At 68.0% G+C, this 22,099-nt stretch carries 17 protein-coding genes; 2 read left to right on the top strand and 15 right to left on the bottom strand.

Annotated elements, in window-relative coordinates:
- Positions 1 to 9 precede the first annotated feature (9 nt).
- The 13 genes from AC5P98_RS13895 to prmB all read right to left on the bottom strand — a co-directional run bounded on the left by AC5P98_RS13895 (position 10) and on the right by prmB (position 18,380).
- The gene (locus tag AC5P98_RS13895) at positions 10 to 1,119 is read right to left on the bottom strand and encodes a toxic anion resistance protein (protein WP_049407827.1); all 1,110 of its coding nucleotides are present in this window, start codon (positions 1,117 to 1,119) and stop codon (positions 10 to 12) included.
- Positions 1,120 to 1,163: 44 nt separating this feature from the next.
- Entirely contained in the window at positions 1,164 to 1,865 is a 702-nt protein-coding gene (locus AC5P98_RS13900; protein WP_014647883.1) for a hypothetical protein, read from the bottom strand.
- Between the two features lie 2 nt (positions 1,866 to 1,867).
- On the bottom strand, positions 1,868 to 7,255 hold the full coding sequence (locus tag AC5P98_RS13905) for a DNA repair ATPase (protein WP_049407829.1): 5,388 nt from the start codon (positions 7,253 to 7,255) through the stop codon (positions 1,868 to 1,870).
- Positions 7,256 to 7,340: 85 nt separating this feature from the next.
- The gene (locus AC5P98_RS13910; protein ID WP_014647885.1) at positions 7,341 to 9,359 is read right to left on the bottom strand and encodes a hypothetical protein; all 2,019 of its coding nucleotides are present in this window, start codon (positions 9,357 to 9,359) and stop codon (positions 7,341 to 7,343) included.
- Complete coding sequence (locus AC5P98_RS13915; RefSeq protein ID WP_049407831.1) at positions 9,356 to 10,030, bottom strand: DUF1449 family protein; 675 nt, start codon at positions 10,028 to 10,030, stop codon at positions 9,356 to 9,358. Before AC5P98_RS13915 ends, AC5P98_RS13910 begins: the two co-directional genes overlap by 4 nt.
- 168 nt (positions 10,031 to 10,198) lie before the next feature.
- Entirely contained in the window at positions 10,199 to 10,855 is a 657-nt protein-coding gene (locus tag AC5P98_RS13920; protein ID WP_014647887.1) for a phosphoribosylanthranilate isomerase, read from the bottom strand.
- Positions 10,852 to 11,622, bottom strand: coding sequence for a tRNA pseudouridine(38-40) synthase TruA (truA, locus tag AC5P98_RS13925; protein WP_014647888.1), 771 nt, complete (start codon positions 11,620 to 11,622; stop codon positions 10,852 to 10,854). Before truA ends, AC5P98_RS13920 begins: the two co-directional genes overlap by 4 nt.
- A 32-nt stretch (positions 11,623 to 11,654) precedes the next feature.
- Complete coding sequence (locus AC5P98_RS13930) at positions 11,655 to 12,017, bottom strand: VOC family protein (protein WP_014647889.1); 363 nt, start codon at positions 12,015 to 12,017, stop codon at positions 11,655 to 11,657.
- 26 nt (positions 12,018 to 12,043) lie between these two features.
- Positions 12,044 to 14,056, bottom strand: coding sequence for a FimV/HubP family polar landmark protein (locus AC5P98_RS13935; RefSeq protein ID WP_049419021.1), 2,013 nt, complete (start codon positions 14,054 to 14,056; stop codon positions 12,044 to 12,046).
- A 145-nt stretch (positions 14,057 to 14,201) separates the two neighbouring features.
- Positions 14,202 to 15,230, bottom strand: a complete 1,029-nt coding sequence (locus AC5P98_RS13940; protein WP_014647891.1) for an aspartate-semialdehyde dehydrogenase — start codon at positions 15,228 to 15,230, stop codon at positions 14,202 to 14,204.
- Between the two features lie 90 nt (positions 15,231 to 15,320).
- The gene (locus tag AC5P98_RS13945) at positions 15,321 to 16,358 is read right to left on the bottom strand and encodes a 2-hydroxyacid dehydrogenase (RefSeq protein WP_049406627.1); all 1,038 of its coding nucleotides are present in this window, start codon (positions 16,356 to 16,358) and stop codon (positions 15,321 to 15,323) included.
- Positions 16,351 to 17,454, bottom strand: coding sequence for a chorismate synthase (gene aroC, locus AC5P98_RS13950; RefSeq protein WP_049406630.1), 1,104 nt, complete (start codon positions 17,452 to 17,454; stop codon positions 16,351 to 16,353). Before aroC ends, AC5P98_RS13945 begins: the two co-directional genes overlap by 8 nt.
- Entirely contained in the window at positions 17,451 to 18,380 is a 930-nt protein-coding gene (gene prmB / locus AC5P98_RS13955; RefSeq protein WP_014647894.1) for a 50S ribosomal protein L3 N(5)-glutamine methyltransferase, read from the bottom strand. Before prmB ends, aroC begins: the two co-directional genes overlap by 4 nt.
- A gap of 123 nt (positions 18,381 to 18,503) precedes the next feature.
- Here prmB and AC5P98_RS13960 point away from each other — a divergent pair, with 123 nt between their 5' ends.
- Both AC5P98_RS13960 and asd read left to right on the top strand, forming a co-directional pair.
- Positions 18,504 to 19,154: an SCO family protein gene (locus AC5P98_RS13960; protein WP_014647895.1), complete on the top strand. Its 651-nt coding sequence runs from the start codon at positions 18,504 to 18,506 to the stop codon at positions 19,152 to 19,154.
- Positions 19,151 to 19,993: an archaetidylserine decarboxylase gene (gene asd, locus AC5P98_RS13965; protein ID WP_049406634.1), complete on the top strand. Its 843-nt coding sequence runs from the start codon at positions 19,151 to 19,153 to the stop codon at positions 19,991 to 19,993. The genes AC5P98_RS13960 and asd overlap by 4 nt, the downstream gene beginning before the upstream one ends.
- 111 nt (positions 19,994 to 20,104) lie before the next feature.
- On the opposite strand, the gene AC5P98_RS13970 is transcribed toward asd, so the two are convergent.
- On the bottom strand, positions 20,105 to 20,452 hold the full coding sequence (locus tag AC5P98_RS13970) for a ribonuclease E inhibitor RraB (protein ID WP_046431838.1): 348 nt from the start codon (positions 20,450 to 20,452) through the stop codon (positions 20,105 to 20,107).
- Positions 20,453 to 20,475: 23 nt separating this feature from the next.
- On the bottom strand, positions 20,476 to 22,086 hold the full coding sequence (locus AC5P98_RS13975) for a transglycosylase SLT domain-containing protein (protein ID WP_014647898.1): 1,611 nt from the start codon (positions 22,084 to 22,086) through the stop codon (positions 20,476 to 20,478).
- Positions 22,087 to 22,099 lie beyond the last annotated feature (13 nt).

Raw genomic sequence — 22,099 nt, forward strand, 5'->3', positions numbered from 1 at the left:
CCCCTTTTTTCAGCTGGCAGTCGGGGTGGCCAGTCGCTGCTGCAGGTCTTCGCGCAGGCGCGACAGCTCGACTTCGGCCTGCTGCCGCTGCTGCATTCCTTCGCGATGGATGCTGCGCACTTCCTCGACCGTGGCGATCAACTGGTCGTGCACGTGGCGCAGCGTCGCCACGTCGATCACGCCGCGCTGGTTCCTGCGCGCGGTATCCACCGAGGCCTGGCGCAGCAGGTCGGCGTTGCGGCGCATCAGCTCGTTGGTGGCATCGTCGATGGCGGTGGACAGCTCGACCGCGGCCTTCTGCTCACCCAGCGAAAGCTGGATGGCGAACTGGCGCTTCCACGACGGGATGATGATCTCGCGAACCGTGTTGAACTTCTCGATCAGCTGCAGCGCGTTGGCCTGGATCAGGCGGATCATCGGCAGCGACTGGTCGGCCGCATGCTGCATCAGCTGCAGGTCGGACACGCGCTTTTCGAGCAGGCGGATCGCGTTGTCGACTTCGCTCTGGCGGATGCGCTGCTGCGGATCCTCACTGCCCTGCCTGGCCTGCTGCTCGGCCTGCAGTTCGGCCAGGCGCTGCTTGCCGGCCGCAGCATACAGGCCCAGCGCATGGCGTTCTTCGCGGACGATGTCATGCATGCGGTCGAACTCGCCCACGCGCTTGCCCATCAACGCCTGCTGCACACCGACATCACCCAGCAGCTGCTCGATCTGCGCATTGGTGTCGCTGAACTTCTGCACCAGCTCGCCCTTGGATACGCGCAGGCGGTCGATCAGGCCACCGATCACCGGCACCTTCGACCGCTGCGCGAAGCCGTCCAGCTTCAGGCTGCGTGCGATGCGCACCACTTCGCCCAGTTTCTCGCCGCTGGCATCGAGGTCACGATTGCGCACCTGGTCCAGCAACTGGCTGGAAAACGCTGCGGTGCGCGTGGCCGCTTCGCGACCGAAGACCTGCAGGTTGCCCGGGCGCAGGTCATCCAGCTCCAGACGGATCTCGGCGATGCGCGGCAGATCCTCGCGGACCAGGCCAAGCGCCTGCAATGCGCCTTCATCGAGCGGAACGGCGGTAGTCGTGCCGGGCACGAGGGCACCGGGGGTCTGGCTGTCCTGGGTCATCGGGCAGTCTCCTTGCAGTTGGGTAAGCGGCAGCGGCGGCCGGCTCAAGGCAGTCTAGCCTGAGCCGCCGCGACCTCGTCATCGATCTGTGCGTGCAGCGTGGCGGCCTTCGCCGCCAATGTGGCGCCGGCCGCGGCCTGGCCGGCCGCGGCGGCCTGCCGCCAGGCTGGCAACAGGACGTCATGGATGCGCGCGAAGCGTTGCAGCAGCACGTTGTCCTGGTCCTGCAGGAGCTGCCACTGGCCGGCCTCGAGACGGCGCAGCGTGGCCAGCCGGCGCAGGTGATCGAGCCGTTGCGACAGCGCGGCCTGGCCGGCGGTATCCAGCGACGCCAGCCGCACCGCTGCCAGCTCGACCCAGGCGTCCAGCGCTGCGGCCGCCGCTGAATGTCCGGCGATGGCCATGGCCCGCAGCTGCAGCTGCTGCTGCAGCTGCTGGGCCTGCTCGCGCGCCTGCAGGGCCAGCACGCCCAGCTGCGACTGCAGCGCACGTCCTTCCGCCTCGCGATCGACATCGCGCCCCAGCAGGCGGCCCCACCAGCCCGCCTGCTGCCGGATCTGCGCCGGGTTATCGGCCTGCAGGGCCAGCGCGATGCGTGCCAGTGCGGCCACCAGCCCTGCGCCCGCGCCCGGCGGCAACGGTGTTTCGCGCCGCGCCAGCGCCTGCAGCAACGGCGCACCATAGTCGGCCAGCGCGGCGACATCGGCCGTGTCCGGCAAGCTCGGTGGCGGCAGTGGCGCCTGCATGGTCACGGCAGCGGCGGCGGCTTCGGTGTCGTCGCTGGAATCTCCTCACCGTCGTCCGGCGGCAACGACTCGCCGTAGAAGTGACGCATCAGCGCCTCATCCAGCGCGCGCTCCTCCGGCGTCGTGGCACGGCGCACACGCGCACGCTGCGCCACCGCACTGTTCGGCACCCCACGCTCGACCTGCTGCCGCGCCCAGCCGGCGAACGCGGCCAGGGTCTGCGACACCTGTGCCTGCTGCGCCTGCGATTCCGCCAACAGTTCCACCAACGGTGCCAGGGCAGCCTGCAGGTCGTCGGCCAGGACCGTCGTCGGCACACTGGCGGCTGCCGCGACCGGCACCGGCGCGGCGGCCGGACGTGTTTCAGAAAGACGATGCAGGGCCTCCAGCAACGCCGGCCACGGTGCCGGGTCGGCAACGGCAATCGCTTCCGGCGCCGGCGGCGGAAGCTGCAGGGCGGTGGCGATGTCGGCCAGCTGCGCGACCACGCGCCCGCCGACATCGCTGTCGTCGGCCCCCATGGCCTTGTTGCGCAGGAAGTCGCGCTTGATCTGCGTCCAGCGTTGCGCCTGCGTGTCGTCCAGCACGCCGCGCAGCTCGGCCAGCTTCAACAGGTTTTCTTCGGCGCCGGTGGTCAGCAGCTGTGCCTCGCCCAGGTAGTGGTCGGAGATCAACTGCTGCAGCTCGTCCTCGTTCATCACCGGCGAGATCTTCTCGGCCAGCTTGTTCATGTTGCGGTAGCTACCCTGCAGCCGGAACGGCGGCTCGGTGCGGTAGCGATCGTCCTGCGCGGCACTGGCGATGTACTGCTGGTTGACGCGGTAGACCACGTCGCGCACGCGCAGCATGCGCTGCAGGGTGGCGGTGATTTCGTTGATCTCCGCGCTGCTGTAGGCGTGGCTGAGGCCGTTGGTCGAGACCTCCTTGCCCATCGCCCGGTCGACCAGCGTGTACAGGTCAGCCATGTCGCGCGTAGCCAGCGGCGCCAGCACCGGGTTGGAAGTCAGGCTGTTCTCGATGTAGCTGAGGGTAAAGGCCGCCTCCATGCCACCGAGCACATCACCCAGGTTGTAGATGTCGGCACGGTTGGCCAGCATGTCCGGAACCTTGAACACCTCGCCGGACTCGGTATACGGGTTGCCGGCCATCACCACGCAGAATTTCTTGCCGCGCATGTCGTAGGTGCGGGTGCGACCGCGCCACACACCTTCGATACGGCGGGTGCCATCGCACAGCGAGATGAACTTCTGCAGGAACTCCGGATGGGTGTGCTGGATGTCGTCCACATACAGCATGGTGTTGTTGCCCATTTCCAGCGCCAGGTTGAGCTTCTCCAGCTCCTGCCGCGAGGTCGCGTCCGGTGCCTGGGCCGGGTCCAGCGACCGCACCTCGTGACCCAGCGCCGGGCCGTTGATCTTCATGAAGACCAGGCCCAGGCGGTGCGCCACGTATTCCATCAGCGTGGTCTTGCCGTAGCCGGGCGGCGAAATCATCATCAGCAGGCCCATCAGGTCGCTGCGCTTGTTCTCGCCGACCGTGCCCATCTGCTTGGCCAGGTTGTCACCGATCACGCCCAGGTAGACATCGTTGATCAGCTTGTTGCGTACGAACGAGGACAGCGGCCGCGCCTTGAACTCGGAAAGCCGCAGGGTCTCGCGCTCGCGGCCGATGATGCCCTGGCGCAGCGCCTGGTAGGCATGGAACGCTGGCACGAAATCACGCAGATGCTGCTTCAGGCGCGCCAGAAAATCATCCAGCGATACCACCAGCGTGCCGTTGCTGATGCGTGCGTGTTCACCCAGCAGGCCACTGACCTCCGCCTGCAGCGCGGCGTCGCTGGCACGGGTACGCAACTGGCGCTGCACCAGCAGCAGTGCTGCAGCCTCGTCGACGTAGGCGGCATGCGGGGCATGCGCCGGCATCCGCGCCAGCGCCCGCAGCCACTGACCGGCCAGCGCCCAGCGCGTGGCCAGCGGATCCTGGCTGCGCTGCAGGGCGCGTTCGACCGCCTCGCGTTGCCCGGCCTGTTCCAGCTGCCGAGCCAGTGCCTCCAGCAGCGCTACGGCATGGCGGCTGCTGCTGAACACCGGTTCGCCGGCCGCCAGTTCCTCGCCCAGATAAGCGGCCGCGGCCTCTGCGGCATCGGCATCGAACGGCAACGCGTGGGATTGCGCATACGCCAGCAGTGCCTCAGCCATTTCCGCACGCAACGCCAGGCGCCCTTCATCGGACCCCAGCAGGCGTGCCAGCGCTTCAGCACCCATCTGGCGGGCCGACCATTGCGCCACCGCTTCGCGCCGCTGCTCGGCAGCCCAGAACAGCACCGCCAGCGCACGCACCCGCGGTGCATGCCGCAGGCTGCCGGCCGCCTGCTGCAAGGGCAGCAACGCACGCAGGATCAGCGCGGCATCATGGTCATGGATGCCGCGCTCGTAGCCTTCGCGGTAGCGCGGTGCGGCGAACGCACGCACGCGCTGGTCCAGTGCTTCGGGCGTGGCGACGTCGTGCTGCAGCGTGGCCAGGTCAAGCCCGTCGCTCCCCTCCTGCGCGGCCATCAACAGGCTGCCGGCCAGATACTCGCCGCGATACAGCACAGGTGATTCGGAGTCCAGGGTGACCGGCCAGAACGGCTTCAGCGCATCCAGCTCCGGATCGTGCAGGGTCTCCAGGAAGTCGGTGCCGGTCAGATGGATCGCCAGCGTGTCACCACGCGGCAGCAGGGTCAGGTCCAGCGCCTGGGTGTTGACGCTGAAGCGATGGCGCGGCCCCAGCCGCACCACGTTGCCGCCCGCTTCGTACAGATCACTGCGGTCACGCAGCTGGCGCACCGCCTGGTCACGCACGCCCTTCAGGCGCGCTTCGATGTCGTCGGCCTTGACATTGTCATGCAACGCGCGCAGGCGTTCGGCCAGCTCACGCAGCTTGAGGATCAGCGGATCGCCGGCAAAGAACGCATTGAGCTCATCGGCGGTGGCGAAGCGCTCGGTGCGCTTGGCCAGGCCATCGAGGATGCGGCTGGCCGCATCCAGCACCGAACGTGCCTTGCGCTGGCGGTCATCCAGCAGCGCCTGCTTGTGCGTTTCGAAGGCTTCAACCAGCTCTTCGCGCTTGCTCAGGATGTCGCCGAGGAACTGCTCGTGTTCGCCGAACTGGCTCTCCAGCTCCTCCAGCTGCACCAGCAGGCGCGACAGCTGCTCGTCGGCACGCTCCGGGTCCGTGGCCAGCGCCAGCGCGCTGGTGATCGACTGCGAGAACAGCGCGAACTGCGCGGCGAACTGCGCCACGGCCTCGGCTGAGCCGAGCGACCTGCGGCGCTGATCGGCACGCGCGCGGGCCTGGTTGAGGCGGCCGTACAGCACCGAAATGGACTCGACCACGCGGGTGCGGGCGGTGGCATCGTCCACCTTCAGGCCGGCCATCAGTTCAGACAGCATATCCAGATCGGCCGCCATCCCGCGCAGCCCCTCCAGCTGCTCATCCAGCTGGCGGGCACTCTGCGCCTGCTGCGCAGCCTCATCCAGCGCCTCCAGGCGCGTGGTCAGCGGCACCAGCGCGGCATCGCCGGCGAGGAAGTCACCCGTGGCGGCGCCGACACGATCCTGCGCCTCCACCAGCTCGGCCGTCATCGTCTCGATGCGCGCGGTGTCGATGTAACGCAGCTCGCGGATGGTCAGCAGCCGTCCACGCAATGCGGTGATCGCATTGAGGGCCTCGACGAAGGCCTGCACCTCGTTCCAGTTCTGCGGCTGCAGCCGGCCCAGCAGCGCCTTGTGCGCGGCCTCTGCCTCGACCATCGCCTGCGCCGACTGCTGGCGGATCGACTGCACCTTCTCGTACTCGTCCAGCACCGATTCGCCGGTGGCGCTGATCTGCCGCAGCAGCGCCTCGGCGCCATCGCAGGCCGCGTCGCCCAGCCAGTGGTGGGCATCGAACAGGCGCCGGGTGTCGGCCACCAGGCGCTGGTAGCGCTGCACCGACACGTCCTGGCCATCGATCTCGCGCGCCAGGTTGAACAGGTTGGAGATGCCCCGCACCAGTTCGGCGTTGCCGATGCGTCCCATGAAGGTGTTGCCGGGTGGCCGGCTTGCAGCAAACTCGTCACTGCTGAACGGGGTCTGCCAGACCTGCATCGGATGGATGCGGGTCGGTTCGCTGCCTTCGGCATGGAACAGCACCATGCGCCCGTCCTGCATCAAGGCGTAGCCATGGCCGAACACCGGGTTCTGCAGCACGCGCTGGATGGTGTTGTAGACGAACAGCGCCGAGCGCCCGCCTTCGCGCTCGTAGAAGATGTACAGCACGTCCTCGCCGTTGGGCGAACGGATGCTGCGCTTGAACTGCATGCCGGCCATCGAGGCGTCGAACGCCTTGTGCTCGCCGCCCTGCAGGTAATAGCCACCCGGGAAGATCACGCCGTGGTCTTCGGGCAGCTGCACGCAGGCCTGCACGATCGCATCGTTGCGCACGATGCCGCCGGTCAGCGTGTTGTAGATCAGCCCGCGCCACTCCGTCTCGCGGTACGGCAGCACCTTCAGCAGCACCAGCGAGCCGACCCGGGCGAACTCGAACTGGGCGTCGTCCAGCGACTGCGTGCTGTCCTCCACCGGTTCGCTGTAGATGCCCTGCCCGGTCTCGGTGTTGTTCTCGACCTTGATCGTGAGGTCGCCGCCGGTGGTCTCCACGAACAGGGTATCGAGGATGTTCAGGTGCGAATGGCGGCCATTGACCGCCAGGTCGCGGGTCGCCCGGGTCCATTCGAAGTCGAACGGCGGCGGCAGTGCGATATCGCGCTCACCGCGCGCATCCAGATAGGTCAGTTCGCCATCGCGCGACAGCGCCCAGCGGAACACGCGCACGTCGCTGCTGCGCTCACCGATCTGGAACGACGCCAGCAGCTTGTCCCCCACCACGATCAGCTGCAGCAGGCGCGCGTGCTTGTAGTAGGCGTACAGTTCGTTGAAGTCGTGCACGAAGCCGGGCTGGTCGAGGAAGCTGCCCTTCAGCTCCAGCGCCGCCACGTCGTAGCCGTCGCTGCCCTGCACCAGCCGGTACAGGCCGAACACGTCCTCGATGCGGGTCTGGGTCTTCAGCCCGATGAACACGTTGTAGCCGAACAGCAGGCGGTCCGGCCCGACCTGCACGATGTCACGGCCGACGCAGTTGTTTTCGCTGCGGATGCGGAAGCGCCCGACCACCTCCAGGCGGCTGTCGCCGAACTCGGCCAGGCGCTGGCGGTTGAGCGTTTCGGCCAGGCCCTGCAGGCGCTGGCCCTGCTCGGCCAGGCGGCGGCGCAGGACTTCATAGGCACCGCCCTGGGCAACGGCCTGGTCGACGGTAGTGCCGCCGGCCTCCGGTGCAGTGGATTCGGCGGACGGATGGGTATCAGACATCAGCAGGCTTCCGGCTCACGGGCGGACGGCCGCGGTTGCGGCCGGTGCGGGCGGGCGATGGCCGCAGCAGCCATCGCCCGATGCATCAACGGGCGCTGTCGACCACGGTGGCCGACACGGTCGGCACCGCTTCGGCATCCTCGGCGATCTGGCGCGGCGCCGGTTCGGCCACGGCCACGCCCAGGTAGCGCTGCATCAGCTCCTGCACGATCGGGCTCTTGCCGGCAAAGCCTTCGATCGACTTGCCCAGCGACACCGCCTTGACCAGGTTCTCGAACATGCCGCCGTCGCCACCGACCAGGTCGATATCGGCGTTGCGCAACGCGCTGGCGATGACGTTGGCGTTCTCGCGCGAGACTTCCTTGCCGGCTTCGATCGAGGCCAGCGCCTGCTTCAGGCTGTTGTCCAGCATCATGCGGAACTCTTCGTGGCCACGTGCCTGGTCGCTCAGCGAAGCGATCGCTTCGAACTTGCGCACCAGGCCTTCGGCTTCGGCCAGCAGCTTCTTCTGCACCACGCCGGCTTCGGCGTTGCCCAGCGATTCGGTGGCGGTGGCACGGGCCAGGCCCATCTTCTCCTCACCCTGCGCCTGCGCCTGCAGGGTCTCGGCCAGCACGCGGGCTTCGTTGCTGCCCTGCTTCAGGCTGGCTTCGGCCTTGGCTTCGATCACGCGGGCCTCGGCGATGCCGACCTTCTCGATGGCCAGTGCCGAAGCTTCACGCACCTGCGCTTCGGCCAGGCCCGGTGCGGCCTGCTCGGCGCGCAGCGCGTCGGCCAGCAGGCGCTTGGCTTCGGCCTGCTTGCCGGCTGCTTCGTGTTCGGCCTGGGCCAGCGTGGTCAGTTCCACTGCGCGGTGCTTGGAAGCGGTCTCGCGTGCCTGCGCTTCCTTTACCTCGCGCACCAGCGATTCCTGTGCCTTGGCCTCGGCTTCCAGGATCAGCACCTGCTTCTGGCGGTCGGCCTCGGAGACCTCGCGCACTTCCTTGATGCGCTCTTCCTCCTGCGCCACGGTCTTGTCGATGGAGATGCGTTCGCGGGTGATGTTGGCCACGTCCATCTTGCCCTGCTCGACCACCTTGTCGCGCTCCACGCCCTGCAGCTGCACTTCGCGGTCGGTGGTGACCTGCTCAAGCTGGCGTGCGCGCTCGACGCGCTCGGCCTCGATGGCCACGGCGCGCTGGCGGTTCTGCTCGGCCACTTCCACTTCGCGCAGGCGGTTCTGGTCGCGGATCTCGATCAGCTGCTGTGCTTCGATGCGGGCGTTCTCGGACAGCTGGCGCTGCTCTTCCTGCACCTTGGCGGTCTCGGCCTCCTCTCGCGCGCGGATGGTCTCGATCTCGCGCTTCTGGCGTGCTTCGGCTTCGGCCTGCTGGCGTTCCAGCGCCAGCAGCGCTTCACGCGCTTCCACGTTCTTCTTGGTGATGGCGAGCTTCTCGTTCTGCTCCAGCTCGTTGGTCACCACGTTCTGCGCGGCGGTCAGCTCGGTGATCTTGCGGATACCCTGCGCGTCAAGGATGTTGAACTGGTCCAGCAGCGCCTTCGGGGTCTGCTCCAGGTAATCGATCGCCACGTCTTCCAGCACATAGCCGTTGAGGTCGTTGCCGATCACCGCGATGATCTCGTCGCGGAACTCCTGGCGCTTCTCGAACAGTTCGGTGAAGTCGAACTTCTTGCCGACCGTCTTCAACGCTTCGGAGAACTTGGCGTTGAACAGCTCATCGACGGCATGCTTGTCCGACGCACGGTCGGCACCGATGGCCTTGGCCACGCGCAGCACGTCGGCCTGGGTCTCGTTCACCCGCAGGTAGAAGGCCACGGCGATGTCGGCACGCATGTTGTCGCGGCAGATCAGGCCTTCCTTGCCACGGCGGTCGATCTGCAGGGTGATCAGGCTGATCCGCATCAGCTCGGCGCGGTACAGCACCGGGATGATCAGCGCACCGGTGAAGTGCACCTTGGGCGTGGAGCTCATGTCGTTGACGATCAGGGCCACGCCCTGGTCGACCTTGCGGTAGAAGGCCTTGAACAGCCCGGCCACGCCCAGCAGCAGGACGAGCAGGCCGCCGGCGACGGCCAGGAACGGTAAGAGGGATGCCAACGTCATTGATGAGTCTCCTTGTTGCCCGGAAGCAGGTTGTCCTGGAAATCGAGGGCGATCGCGTCGGCGCGGACCACCCGGTAATAGTGTTGTTCGGCCATGTGCTCGACCAGCACGATGCGCTCGCCACGCTGCAGTTCGATGTCGCTGCGGATCTGCAGCACCAGCCCGGCGCCGCCATCATCGACCGTGGCATGACCGCTGCGTGCGTTCACCTTCGGCGATGCGACCACGCCGGCCCGGCCGAGCAGCGATGCCTGCGGCACCGGCCGCAGGCGCAGCAGGAAGCGCCGGACCGGGCGCAGGATCAGCGCGATGAGCGGTACCGCTGGCAGCGGTGCCAGCACCGCCACGAGCGTACCCAGGCCCCAGCGCAGCAGGTCCGGCAGCGGCAGCAGTACGAACAGATGGATGAAATAGGTGATGAGCCAGCCGAACAGGCTCAGCAGGGTGACCACCACCATGATCGGGACGCCACCCAAGCCCCAGCGCGCCAGCATGGCTGACAGGCCACTGAGGTCGGTCCCCGCCTCGAGCGCGCCATCGGCGCCGAGATTGCCAAAACCGTCATCGACCAGGCCGAACGCCGCAACCGCCCAATACATCACCGACACCAACAGCAGAATGCTGTACGGCAGCGTCGGGTAACCGAGTACGACGGTGAGAAACTCCTGCATCGCTTGCCTTCCTGGGCTGTGGGCGGCGGCCGTCCGTTCGGGGCGCGCCGCGCGCGTCCCGTCGATCCCCGCGCCAGCCCTCATGGCAGGCGCGCTTGGGACCATCCTATGTGAAGAATGCGTGCAGGCTCAAATCCAGGTCCAAATCACGGCAAATAATGACGCCAATCACTCGAGAACCGTGCAATCGGCGCGGCGCACTTCCTCGACGAAGGTGCGCATCTTGTAGCCGTCTTTGATGCCCGGCTCCAGTTCGATGCCACTGGAGACATCCACGCCCCACGGCAGGGTACCCAGCACCGCGTCGTAGACGTTTTCCGGGTTCAGGCCGCCGGCCAGCAGGAACGGGCGATGCAGGCCGGTCGGGATCCGGCCCCAGTCAAAGGCCACGCCGGTGCCGCCACCGCCACCCGGCGCGTGGCTGTCGAACAGGAAGCCGGCGGCGCTGGGATAGCGCAGCTGCAGGGTGCGGGCGTTGATCTCTTCACGGCCGCCCATGGCGATCGCCTTCAGGTACGGCATGTTGAAGCTGCGGCAGAAGCTCTCGTCTTCCTCGCCGTGGAACTGCAGCAGGGTCGGTCGTACCGTGCGCAGCACCTCGCGCACTTCTTCCTTGCTGTTGTTGCGGAACAGCGCCACCACGTCGACCATGGGCGCGATCGCCTGGCGCATCGCGCGTGCCTCGGCCGGAGCGACCCGGCGGCTGCTTTCACGGGCGAAGATGAAACCCACCGCGTCCACGCCCAGCTCACCGGCCAGGCGGACGTCGCCGGCCCGGGTCATGCCACAGAACTTGATGCGCGTGCGGTAGTAGGAGCGGCTCATAGCGTGACCTCGGCGGGCAGATGCCAGTTGTCGGGGTACAGGGGCCCAAGGAACACCAGGCCCTGCGGCGGTGCGGTGGGACCGGCTACGGTGCGATCGCGCCCGGCCAGCAGTTCGGCGATCCATTCCACCGGCTTCTCGCCACTGCCCACCAGGATCAGCGATCCGACGATATTGCGGACCATGTGATGAAGGAATGCATTGCCCTGCACGGCGACCTCGATCACCTCGCCCTGGCGGCTGACCTGCAGTGACTGCAGTTCACGCCGTGCATGCAGCGCCTGGCACTGCACCGAGCGGAACGCGCTGAAGTCGTTCTCGCCTAGCAGGGCCTGGCCGGCGGCATGCATCAGGCCCGCGTCCAGCGCACGGCGCTCCCAGCTGAGGGTCTGCCGCTGCAGCGCCGGCCGCACTTCGCGGTTGAGCAGGCGGTAACGGTAACGGCGTGCCCGCGCCGAGAAGCGGGCGTGGAAATCATCGGCCACGGGCACGCACCAGCGCACCGCGATCGAGCGCGGCAGGCGGGTGGTGGTGCCCAGCATCCAGGCGCGCGGATCGCGCACCACGTCGGTGTCGAAATGCACGACCTGGCACTGGCCGTGCACGCCGGCATCGGTGCGACCGGCACAGACCACCTGCAGCGGCGCATCGGCCACCGACGACAGGGCCTGCTCAAGGCTGGCCTGCACGCTGGGACCACCCTCGCCCAGGTTCTGCCAGCCCCTGAAATCGCTGCCGTCGTACTCGACGCCAAGCGCGTAACGCATGTGCTACCTCGATGTTGCGGGAGGGGCGGCGCTCAGGCCGGATCGCGTTCGGACCAGACCGCCAGTTCGTTGCCACCGGGCTCGACGAACTGGAAGCGGCTGCCACCGGGGAAAGAAAACACCGGCCGTACGATCTCACCGCCAGCGTCGCGCACCGCCGCCTCGATGGGCGCCAGCTGGTCGGCATACAGCACCAGCAGCGGCGCGCCGCTGTCACTGGCCCGTTGCGGCTGGCCGCGGAAGAAGCCGCCCTGCAGGCGGCCATCGTCGAAGGCGGTGTAGTCGCTGCCATAGTCGACGAACGACCACCCGAACACCTTTTCGAAGAAGGCGCGGCTGTCGGCCGGGTCACTGGAGGCGAATTCAACGTAGTCGATACGGCGCTCGCGGCTCATGGCACGGTCCTTGTCGGCGGGTTCGGTCACGGCAGGCGGGCCAGCAGTTCGCGAGCCTGGGCCTGGCAGTGCAGGTCGCCGCCCTCGGCCACTTCCAGCAGCAACGTCCGTGCGGTCTGCGCATCGCCCAGGTCGAGGTACGCGATGGCCAGTTCCAGGCGTTCCTGCCCGGCGCGCGGCGCCCAGCCGGCATCGCTGGCCGGCGCGGCAGCACCGTCTTCATGCGCGGCCGCGGGGAGCGCGTCGTGCGGCGCCGCGCTCGAATCCCCGCCGTCATGATGCTCGGCCGGCAGGTCGAACACGCCGCGGAACTGCGGCTGCTGTTCGGCGTGCAGCGCGTAGTCCGGTACTGCGATCTCGTCAGGGACCGCCTGCGCGGGCGGCTCATCCTGCACGGGGGTGTCCTGCATGGCCACCGGCTCGTCCCAGCGCGGCAGGTCGGTCACGGCCCCGGGCAGCTCCACCACTTCGTCATCGCGCAGCGTCTGCGCCTGCCAGTCAGTCTGGGCGGCGACGTCGGCGACCGCTTCGGCAGCCACGTCATCCTGCACCTCGGCTTCGGTCGCCCAGGCAGGCATCGCCGGTTCCTGGCGGCCACTGTCGGACACCGCCGTCGACCACGAAGACTGCTCGGCCAGCGTATCCAGCGCCGCGCCGGCCGGTACCGCAGCGGCCAGGCCGGCGGCGTCGCCTTCCTCGCGCAGCGGCGGCAGTGGCGACGGCTTGCGACGACGCAGCAGCCAGGCCGCGCCGGCCGCCAGCAACAGCACCGGAACACCCAGCCAGTACCACGGCGTTGCCGCATCGCGGGCATCCGGTGCCTGCGCCAGGCGCTGCTGCGCCGCGGCCAGGTCGTTGTCCTTCATCGCGATCAGCGACTGCTGCTGTTCCTTGAGTTTTTCCAGGTCGGCCACCCGCTGCTTCAGCTCGCCGATCTCGGCATCGCGGGTCGCGATGTCCTCGCGTGCCTGGCGCAGTTGTTCGTTGCCCAGCATGTCACCCTCGCTGCCGGCTGCAGTGCCGGTGGTTGTGCCCGCGTGCGCGGCGTCGGAGGCCAGCGCCGGAGCGATTTCAAGTCGTGCCCCAGTGGCCGCAGCCGGGGAAGAAGCGTTCGTGGTTCCCGCCGTGGCGACCGGGGCGACAGTACCCGCCGGTTGCGGCACGGTGCGCGCCTGACGCCACTGTGCGGCATGCTCGCGCACCAGCGCGGCGGCCTCGGCGGCATCGACCGCCGCCAGTGCATCGCTGCCGGGCATGCGCAGCACGGCGCCCTGCTTGAGCAGGTTGACGTTGCCACGGATGAAGGCCTCCGGGTTGGCCCGCAGCAGCGCAATCATTGCGCGGTCGCGGCTGACCTGGTTGCCGCGGGCCACCACGCTGGCGATCTGCGACAAGGTCTGCCCACGCTGGACGGTAACGCTGCCATCGGCTGCCGGTGCGGCAGCGGGTGCAGCCACTGCACGCGGGCGAGCCGGTGCGGGTGCCGGCGTGGTGGCGGTGGACGGCGCAGGCGCGCTCACGCTCTCCGCGGCGGCGGGCGCCGGGGCGGCCTCACGGGCGATGGTGTTGGAGAGCGTACCTGCGGGTGCAACGATTTCCGGCTCGGCCACGGCCAGTGCGCTGGACGGTGCATCGACCAGCGCCGAGTACTCGCGCACCAGGCGGCCCTGACCCCAGTCCGCCTCGATCAGGAAGCTCAGCGACGGGGTCTCGACCGGCGTCTGCGAGGTCACCCGCACCACTGCCCTGCCCTGCGCATTGCGGGTCAGTTCGAACTGCAGTTCGCCCACCAGCCCGGTCGGCCGCTGCAGGCCGACGCGCTCGAAGGTGACCGGTGAGGCCAACGCGACACGCAGGTTCTCCAGCTCGGACGGATCGGCCGAGACCACCGGGATTTCGGCCAGCAGGGGCTGGCCCGGCTTGGACAGGACACGGATGTCGCCCAAGCCCAGGGCAAGCGCCGAACTGCTGGCCAGGGCCAGCAGCGCGGTGGAAAGATAGAGGAGGGGGCGCTTTGCGCCCCTGGCCCGTTTATTCATGGCGACACTATAAAGCGTGCGGACCGCGGTCCGCACCCACCGATGGGGACCTTCGGTAGTGCCGGCCGCTGGCCGGCAGACACGCACGTGCCATCACGGCAATGCCGGCCAGCGGCCGGCACTACCGGTGAGGCAACCGCTGTGATCAGCGCTGCTCGGCGGCGACCAGCTCGGCCAGCTGCACGGCATTCAGGGCGGCGCCCTTGCGCACGTTGTCCGATACGATCCACAGGTTCAGGCCGCGCGGGTGCGACAGGTCCTCACGGATGCGGCCGACGTACACCGCGTCGGTGCCCGAGGCGTGGGTGACCGGGGTCGGGTAGCCACCGGCCTCGTGACGGTCCACCACTTCGATGCCCGGCGACTGCTCCAGCAGCGCACGTGCTTCGGCCACGGTGACCTTGTCGCGGGTTTCGATCGCCACCGACTCGGAATGGCCGTAGAACACCGGCACGCGCACTGCAGTCGGGTTCACCAGGATGCTGTCGTCGCCGAGGATCTTGCGGGTCTCCCAGATCAGCTTCATTTCTTCCTTGGTGAAGCCGTTGTCCTGGAAGTCGTCGATGTGCGGGATCAGGTTGAAGGCGATCTGCACCGGGAAGCGCTGCGGATCGATCTCCTGGAAGCTCAGCAGCTGGCCGGTCTGCTTGCCCAGCTCCTCGGTGGCCGAACGACCACCGCCGGACACCGACTGGTAGGTGGAGACGTTGATGCGCTCGATGCCGTACTTGCGGTGCAGCGGCGCCAGCGCCACCAGCATCTGCATGGTCGAGCAGTTCGGATTGGCGATGATGCCGCGCGGACGGTTGGCGACCTGTTCCGGGTTGACTTCGGACACCACCAGCGGCACGTCATCGTCGTAACGGAAGGCCGAGGAGTTGTCGATCACCACCGCACCTGCGGCGGCGAACTTCGGTGCGTATTCCTTGGACACACTGCCACCGGCCGAGAACAGCGCGATCTCGACGCCGGCCGGATCGAAGGTGGCCAGGTCCTGGACCGTGACCTTCTGGCCGTTGAACTCGATCTCGCCACCGGCCGAACGCTCGGAGGCCAGGACGCTCAGGGTACCGACCGGGAAATCACGCTCGGCCAGGATCGACAACATGGTCTCGCCGACGGCGCCGGTGGCACCGACGACGGCGACGTGGAAACTGCGCTGTGCATTGCTCATGGGGGAACTCTCACGAAAACGGGAATGGGGAAAAACACGCACGACAGCTGGGTTCGGGGAACCTCCTCAAGCGGGGCGCGCGGAGGTTCCCTATCGTTTCCCGGTTTTTTTGCCCAGCGTCACGCGCGCGGCCATCGCCGCGTCAGCGTTGATCGCGTTCGGCATCCGCGACGGGCCGCCGTCCAGGCCGAGCCCGGCAAGCAGATTATCCACCGCCAGCTGTACCATCGCCGTGCGCGTGGCCAGCGAGGCGCTGCCGATATGCGGAGTGAGCACGACGTTGCGCAGCGCCAGCAGTTCCGGGCGTACCGTTGGCTCGCCTTCGTACACATCCAGACCCGCCGCAGCCAGGCGACCGTTGGCCAGCGCATCGGCCAGCGCGATCTCATCGACCAGGCCACCGCGGGCGATATTCACCAGCGTCGCCGACGGCTTCATCTTCGCCAGTGCGGCGGCATCGATCAGATGATGCGAGGCCGGCGTGTACGGCAGCACCAGCAGCAGGTGGTCGGACTGTGCCAGCAGCGTATCCAGGTCCACATAGGTCGCGCCCACTTCCGCCTCGGTCGCCGCCGGCAGCTGCGACCGGTTGTGGTACAGCACCTTCATGCCGAAACCGTGCGCGCCGCGACGGGCGATGCCCTGGCCGATGCGGCCCATGCCAAGGATGCCCAGCGTGCTGCCGTGGATATCGGCACCGAGCATGGTCTGGAACGACCACTGCTGCCACTGCCCTTCGCGCAGCCAGCGCTCGGACTCGGTGATGCGGCGCGCGGTGGCCATCAGCAGGGCGAAACCGAGATCGGCGGTGGTTTCGGTCAGTACGTCCGGTGTGTTGCTGGCCAGGATGCCGGCCGCGCTGAGCGCGTCGACGTCCAGGTTGTTGTAGCCCACCCCGACATTGGCGATCACCTGCAGCTGCGCGGCGCCGGCCACCTGGGCCGCGCCGATGCGCTCGTTGAGCGTGATGATCGCGCCGTCGGCGCTGGCCAGTTGTCCGGCGATCTGGTCCGGCGCCCAGGCGGTGACGGTGTCGGTGCAGCGCAGCTGCACGCGATCGCGCAGCGGCGCGATGGCCGCGTCGATCAGCGGCTGGCTCACCCACACGGTCGGCCGCGTGTCAGCCATCGATCTGCCCGGGAATGCGCGGGGTGATCGTGCCGACATCGCCGCACTGCGCGCGGTGGCGCAGCGCCTGGTCCATCAGCACCATCGCTACCATCGCCTCGGCGATCGGGGTGGCGCGGATGCCGACGCAGGGGTCGTGGCGGCCGGTGGTGACCACCTCGACCACGTTGCCGGACGTATCCAGCGACGGGCCCGGCAGGCGCAGGCTGGAGGTCGGCTTCAACGCGATCGAGGCGACCACCGGCTGGCCGGTGGAAATGCCACCGAGGATGCCACCCGCGTGATTGCTGGCGAAGCCCTGCGGGGTCAGCAGGTCGCGGTGTTCGGTGCCCTTCTGCGCGGCGCTGGCGAAACCGTCGCCGATCTCCACGCCCTTCACCGCGTTGATGCTCATCAGCGCGGCAGCCAGTTCACCGTCGAGTTTGCCGTAGATCGGCTCACCCCAGCCCGGCGGCACATTGTCGGCGACCACGTCCACGCGCGCACCGACCGAATCTCCGGACTTGCGCAGCGCGTCCATGTACGCCTCCAGTTCGGGCACCTGTGCAGCGTGCGGCCAGAAGAACGGGTTGTCTTCCACCGCCGACCAGTCGAAACCGGCCGGGGTGATGTCGCCCAGCTGCGACAGGTAGCCACGCACGGTGACGCCGAAGCGCTCGGCCAGCCACTTCTTGGCGACCACGCCAGCGGCCACGCGCAGGGTGGTCTCGCGTGCCGAGGAACGGCCGCCACCGCGCGGGTCGCGGATGCCGTACTTGTGCCAGTAGCTGTAGTCGGCATGGCCCGGCCGGAACTGCTGGCCGATGTTGGCGTAATCCTTGCTGCGCTGGTCGGTGTTGCGGATCAGCAGCGCGATCGGGGTGCCGGTGGTCAGGCCCTCGTACACGCCGGACAGGATCTCGACCTCGTCGGCCTCGCGCCGCGCCGAAGTATGCCGGCTCTTGCCAGTGGCGCGGCGCTGCAGGTCGTGGGCGAATTCGGCCGCGTCCAGCGCCAGCCCCGGCGGGCAGCCATCGATCACGCAGCCGATGGCCGGCCCGTGCGACTCGCCGAACGTGGTGACGGTGAACAGCTTGCCGAACGAATTGGAGCTCACGGGCGCTGCGCCGCCAGTTCGGTGATGCGTGCGCTGTGGGCGATCAGCTCGCGGCATTCAACCGCGAAGATACCCATCTGGCCGACCTTGAATTCGATCCAGGCGAAATCGACTTCCGGCAGCAGCTTGACCAGATGCTGCTCGGATTCGCCCACTTCACAGATCAGCAGGCCGTCCTCGCTCAGGTGCAGCGGGGCATCGCGCAGGATCTTCAGCACCAGGTCCAGGCCGTCGTCGCCGGCACGCAGGCCCATCTCCGGCTCGTAGGAGTATTCCTGCGGCAGGGCATCGGTCTCGTCGTTGGTGACGTATGGCGGATTGGTGACGATCAGGTCGTAGTGGCGGCCGGACAGGCCGTTGAACAGGTCCGACTTGATCAGGGTGACGTTGTGCGCCTGCAGGCGCTCCTTGTTTTCTTCGGCCAGCGACAGTGCATCGTCGCTCAGGTCGACGCCGTCCACCTGCCAGTTCGGGTAGTAGTGGCCCATGGCGATGGCGATGCAGCCCGAACCGGTGCACAGATCCAGTGCACGGTACACGTCGCGGCCGGCCAGCCACGGCTCGAAGCCGCATTCGATCAGTTCGGCGATCGGCGAGCGCGGTACCAGGGCGCGCTTGTCGCTCTTGAAGCTCAATCCTGCAAACCAGGCCTCACCGGTCAGGTAGGCGGCCGGGATGCGTTCATCGATGCGGCGCTGGAACAGCTCCAGCACGCGCAGCTTTTCGGCCTGCAGCAGGCGCGCCTGGCCGTAGGCCGGGCCGAGGTCGTGCGGCAGGTGCAGGCTGTGCAGCACCAGCTGGGTGGCCTCGTCCAGCGCGTTGTCGTAGCTGTGCCCGAAGGTCAGCCCGGCTTCGTTGAAACGGCTGGTGCCGTAGCGGATCAGATCGATGATCGTATGGAGTTCGGCGGCCGTTTCAGCGGTCATGGCGGTACTGCGGGCAAAGTGGCCCCCGATTATAGGGGCTGGCGCCCGTGGCGGCATCCGTTGCGGCGGAAACGATTCGGGCCACAGCCGGTATGATGGGGCCCACTTCGCGCGGGAGCCCCCATGTTCAATCGCAACGCCGGCATCATCCTGCTGATCGCCCTGGCGGCGGGTCTCGGCCTGCTGGCCGCCCAGCAGGTGTTCGCGCCGAAGCCGCCGGCCAATGCCCCGGCCACCGAAGCGATCACGCTGTACCCACAGCCGCGCGAACTGCCCGACTTCAACCTGGCCCAGTCCGACGGCACCCGCCTGATCCCGGGCGAACTGAAGGGCCACTGGACCCTGGTGTTCCTGGGCTTCACCTTCTGCCCGGACGTCTGCCCGACCACGCTGGCCGCGCTGGCCGGCGCGCAGAACCAGTGGGAAGCCCTGCCCGACAGCCTGCGCCCACGCGTGCTGTTCATCTCGGTCGACCCCGACCGCGACAGCGCCACCCGCCTGGGCGAGTACGTGCACGGCTTCCACAAGGACACCCTGGCCGCCACCGCTGACGTTCCCTCGCTGGAGCGCTTCGCCACCTCGTTGGGCTTCGTGTTCCAGAAGGTGCCGGGCAAGCATTTCGACGAGAACCCCGAGGATTACACGGTCGAGCATTCGGCCAGCCTGGCCGTGCTCGACCCGCAGGGCCGCCTCGCCGGCCTGGTACGCCCCCCGTTCAACGCGCCGGCGATCGCCCGCGACCTGCAGAAGCTGACCGAGAAAACCGCCCCATGAGCCTCACCACCGCCCTGACGTATGCCCTGCCCCACCGCCTGCTGTCCTCGATGGCGCGTTCGCTGGCGTACTCGGACGATCCGCGCGTGTCGCGCTGGCTGATCGACACGGTCACCCGCAAGTTCAACGTCAACCTGGACGAAGCGGCCAACCCGGACCCGCGCAGCTATTCGACCTTCAACCAGTTCTTCACCCGTGCGCTGAAGCCGGGCGCACGCGTGGCCGATGCCGATCCGCGCAGCCTGGTGATGCCGGCCGACGGCCGCATCAGCCAGCTCGGCAGGATCGAGGCCGGCCGCATTTTCCAGGCCAAGGGCCAGTCGTTCACCGCCGCCGAACTGCTGGGCGGCGCCGAGGATGCCAAGCCGTACAACGACGGCCTGTACGCCACCGTGTACCTGTCCCCGCGCGACTACCACCGCGTGCACATGCCCTGGACCGGCACCCTGCGTGAAACCGTGCACGTGCCAGGGCGCCTGTTCAGTGTCGGCCCGGCGGCCGTCAACGGCGTACCGCGCCTGTTCGCACGCAACGAACGCCTGGTCTGCCATTTCGATACCAGCTTCGGCCCGATGGTCAGCGTGATGGTCGGTGCACTGCTGGTGTCCGGCGTGGAAACCGTGTGGAGCGGCGAGGAGATTCCGCACTACGGCGACCGCATCACCCGCAAGGACTACCGCGGCCAGGGCATCAAGCTGGAGCGTTTCGCCGAGATGGCACGCTTCAACTATGGCTCGACCGTGATCGTGCTGCTGCCGCCGGGCGTGGCCGAATTCGCCCCGCAGCTGGGCGCCGAAAGCCCGGTACAGCTGGGCCAGGCCCTGGCGAAGCTGAGCTGATAAAAAGGGGACGGAGGGGATTAAGTCGTTTATGCATAAACGACTTAATCCCCTCCGTCCCCTTTTCCACAACGGGATGCCGGCCAGCGGCCGGCACTACCGGTACGCGCGTTACTGCAGGGCCGGGGCCGGGCCGACGTCCATGCCGTCGTAGTCTTCCACGCCCTTCTCCGCGGCCAGAGCTGCGAATTCCTGGTTGCGACGGTCCAGCGAGGCTTCGTCGTGGATCTCCACGCGCTCCACATGCAGCACGTGGAACGGCGCGTCACCCTCTTCCGGATCTTGTTCGAACAGTTCCACGAAGGTGTAGCCCTGCGCCTGCAGGTGCTCTGCCAGTGCTTGCAACGGCTCAGCAGTGGAGTGCACGAAGAAGTACCCCCACAGCAGCGGGCCGTTGATGTCCCAGTCGGTGTTTTCGCGGAGGTTGGCGAACAGGTTGCGGGTGTCTTCGAGATCCATGCGGGTTCCAGGGGTCGGGGGAATTACTTGTCGCAGCCCTGCAGCTTCAGCGTCTGGCCGTGACGCAGGCTGTAGGCCGGGGCCTTCAGGCCGTTGGCGCGGGCCAGGGTCGGCACGTCGCACTGGAACTTCGCCGCGATGGCGCCCAGGGTCTCGCCCTTGCCCACCTTGTGGCTGCGCACCGGCTTCGGGCGCGCGGCCGGCGCCGGGCGAGGCGTCGCCACCGCCGCCACCGGCGTGGTCGGCACACTGGTGGAGGCCGCAGCGTCGGCCACCGGCACCACGCCGCCCACGGCGACGCTGCCGGTGTAGCTGGCCGCGGTCGGGCGCTTGATCGCCGCGTTCAGATCGGCGGTGATCAGCGTGCGGGCCAGGTCGGCACGCGGGCCACTGACGCAGTTGCGCTGGTACAGCCCGGCGATGCGGGTGGTGGCGTTGATCAGGGTGCCGGCCGGAATCCAGCCATCGGCTTCATAGCGCGGGTTGAGGTTGCGCAGCGCGCGCATGTAGCCATCACGGGTGCCGTGGCTGCCCAGGCAGATGGTCAGTTCATAGATGGTGGTGGACTTGGCCAGGCGCAGCGTGGCCGGCTGCGCGCTGATCTTCGGGAACTCCACGCCATACTGCTGCGGGTGCAGGAAGATCCAGGCCGCGGCAATCACCATCGGCACATAGTCCTTGGTCTCGCCCGGGAACTGGTTGTAGACACTGTCGGTCCAGAAGCTCTGGCCGGCGCTCTGCTTGAACACGCGTGCGGCACGGCCTTCGCCACCGTTGTAGGCGGCCACCGACATTTCCACGTTGTTGTTCAGTTCGCGCAGGCGTTCGTTGAGGTAGCTGGCGCTGGCCTCGGCGGCGCTGCGCGCATCGAAGCGCGTGTCGAAGCCGGTGCCATCCGGGCCGAGGCCGAAGCGACGGCCAGTGGCCGGCATGAACTGCATCAGGCCGGCGGCGCCGGCACGCGAGGAGGCGTGCACGCGGCCGTTGGATTCCTTGGCCATGATGCCGAACAGCAGCGCCTCGGGCAGGCCACGCTTCTCCCACTCCGGCCACATCACCGCGCGCAGGTTCTGGTAGTTCTCGTAGCTGGTCAGCAGCGCAGGACGCATGTCGGTCAGCCAGCGACGGATGCCGGCCTGCACCGCCGGGTTGTACTCGACCATGCTGTCGAAGGCGTGCCGCTTGTCGTTCAGCAGCGCGGCAGCGCGCGCGGCCTCGGGCACATCCGCGGTCAGCGGGCCGATGTGATCCGGGTCGGCTTCCAGGCGGTCACCCCCCTCGTCGGCCACGTCATCGCTGGCAGCCGCATCGGCGTCGTGCTTGAGCAGGCGCTTGTAGCTGGCCAGCAGGGTGCCCATCTGGCAGCCCTTCTGCTTCACGCAGTCGTTGAGGACATCTTCCATGTCCTCCAGCGCGGCGTCGGCCTCGTTGCTGCCCTTGGGGTCGGCATTGGCGACCAGCAGCAGGGCGTCGCTGTAGCGCTTTTCGGCGACGGTCATGCGCTGCTGCAGCGCATCCACCTTCACCTTGTCCCGGGCCGAAACCCGCTGCGCATGGGCGTCGGGCGCCAGGGAAACCAGGCCGGCCAGGGCCAGCAGCGGCCAACCGCGGGAAATCAGGACAGGAACGGGCATTGATGGCACTGTG

The organism is Stenotrophomonas sp. YJH_SMC_135 (assembly GCF_059372355.1).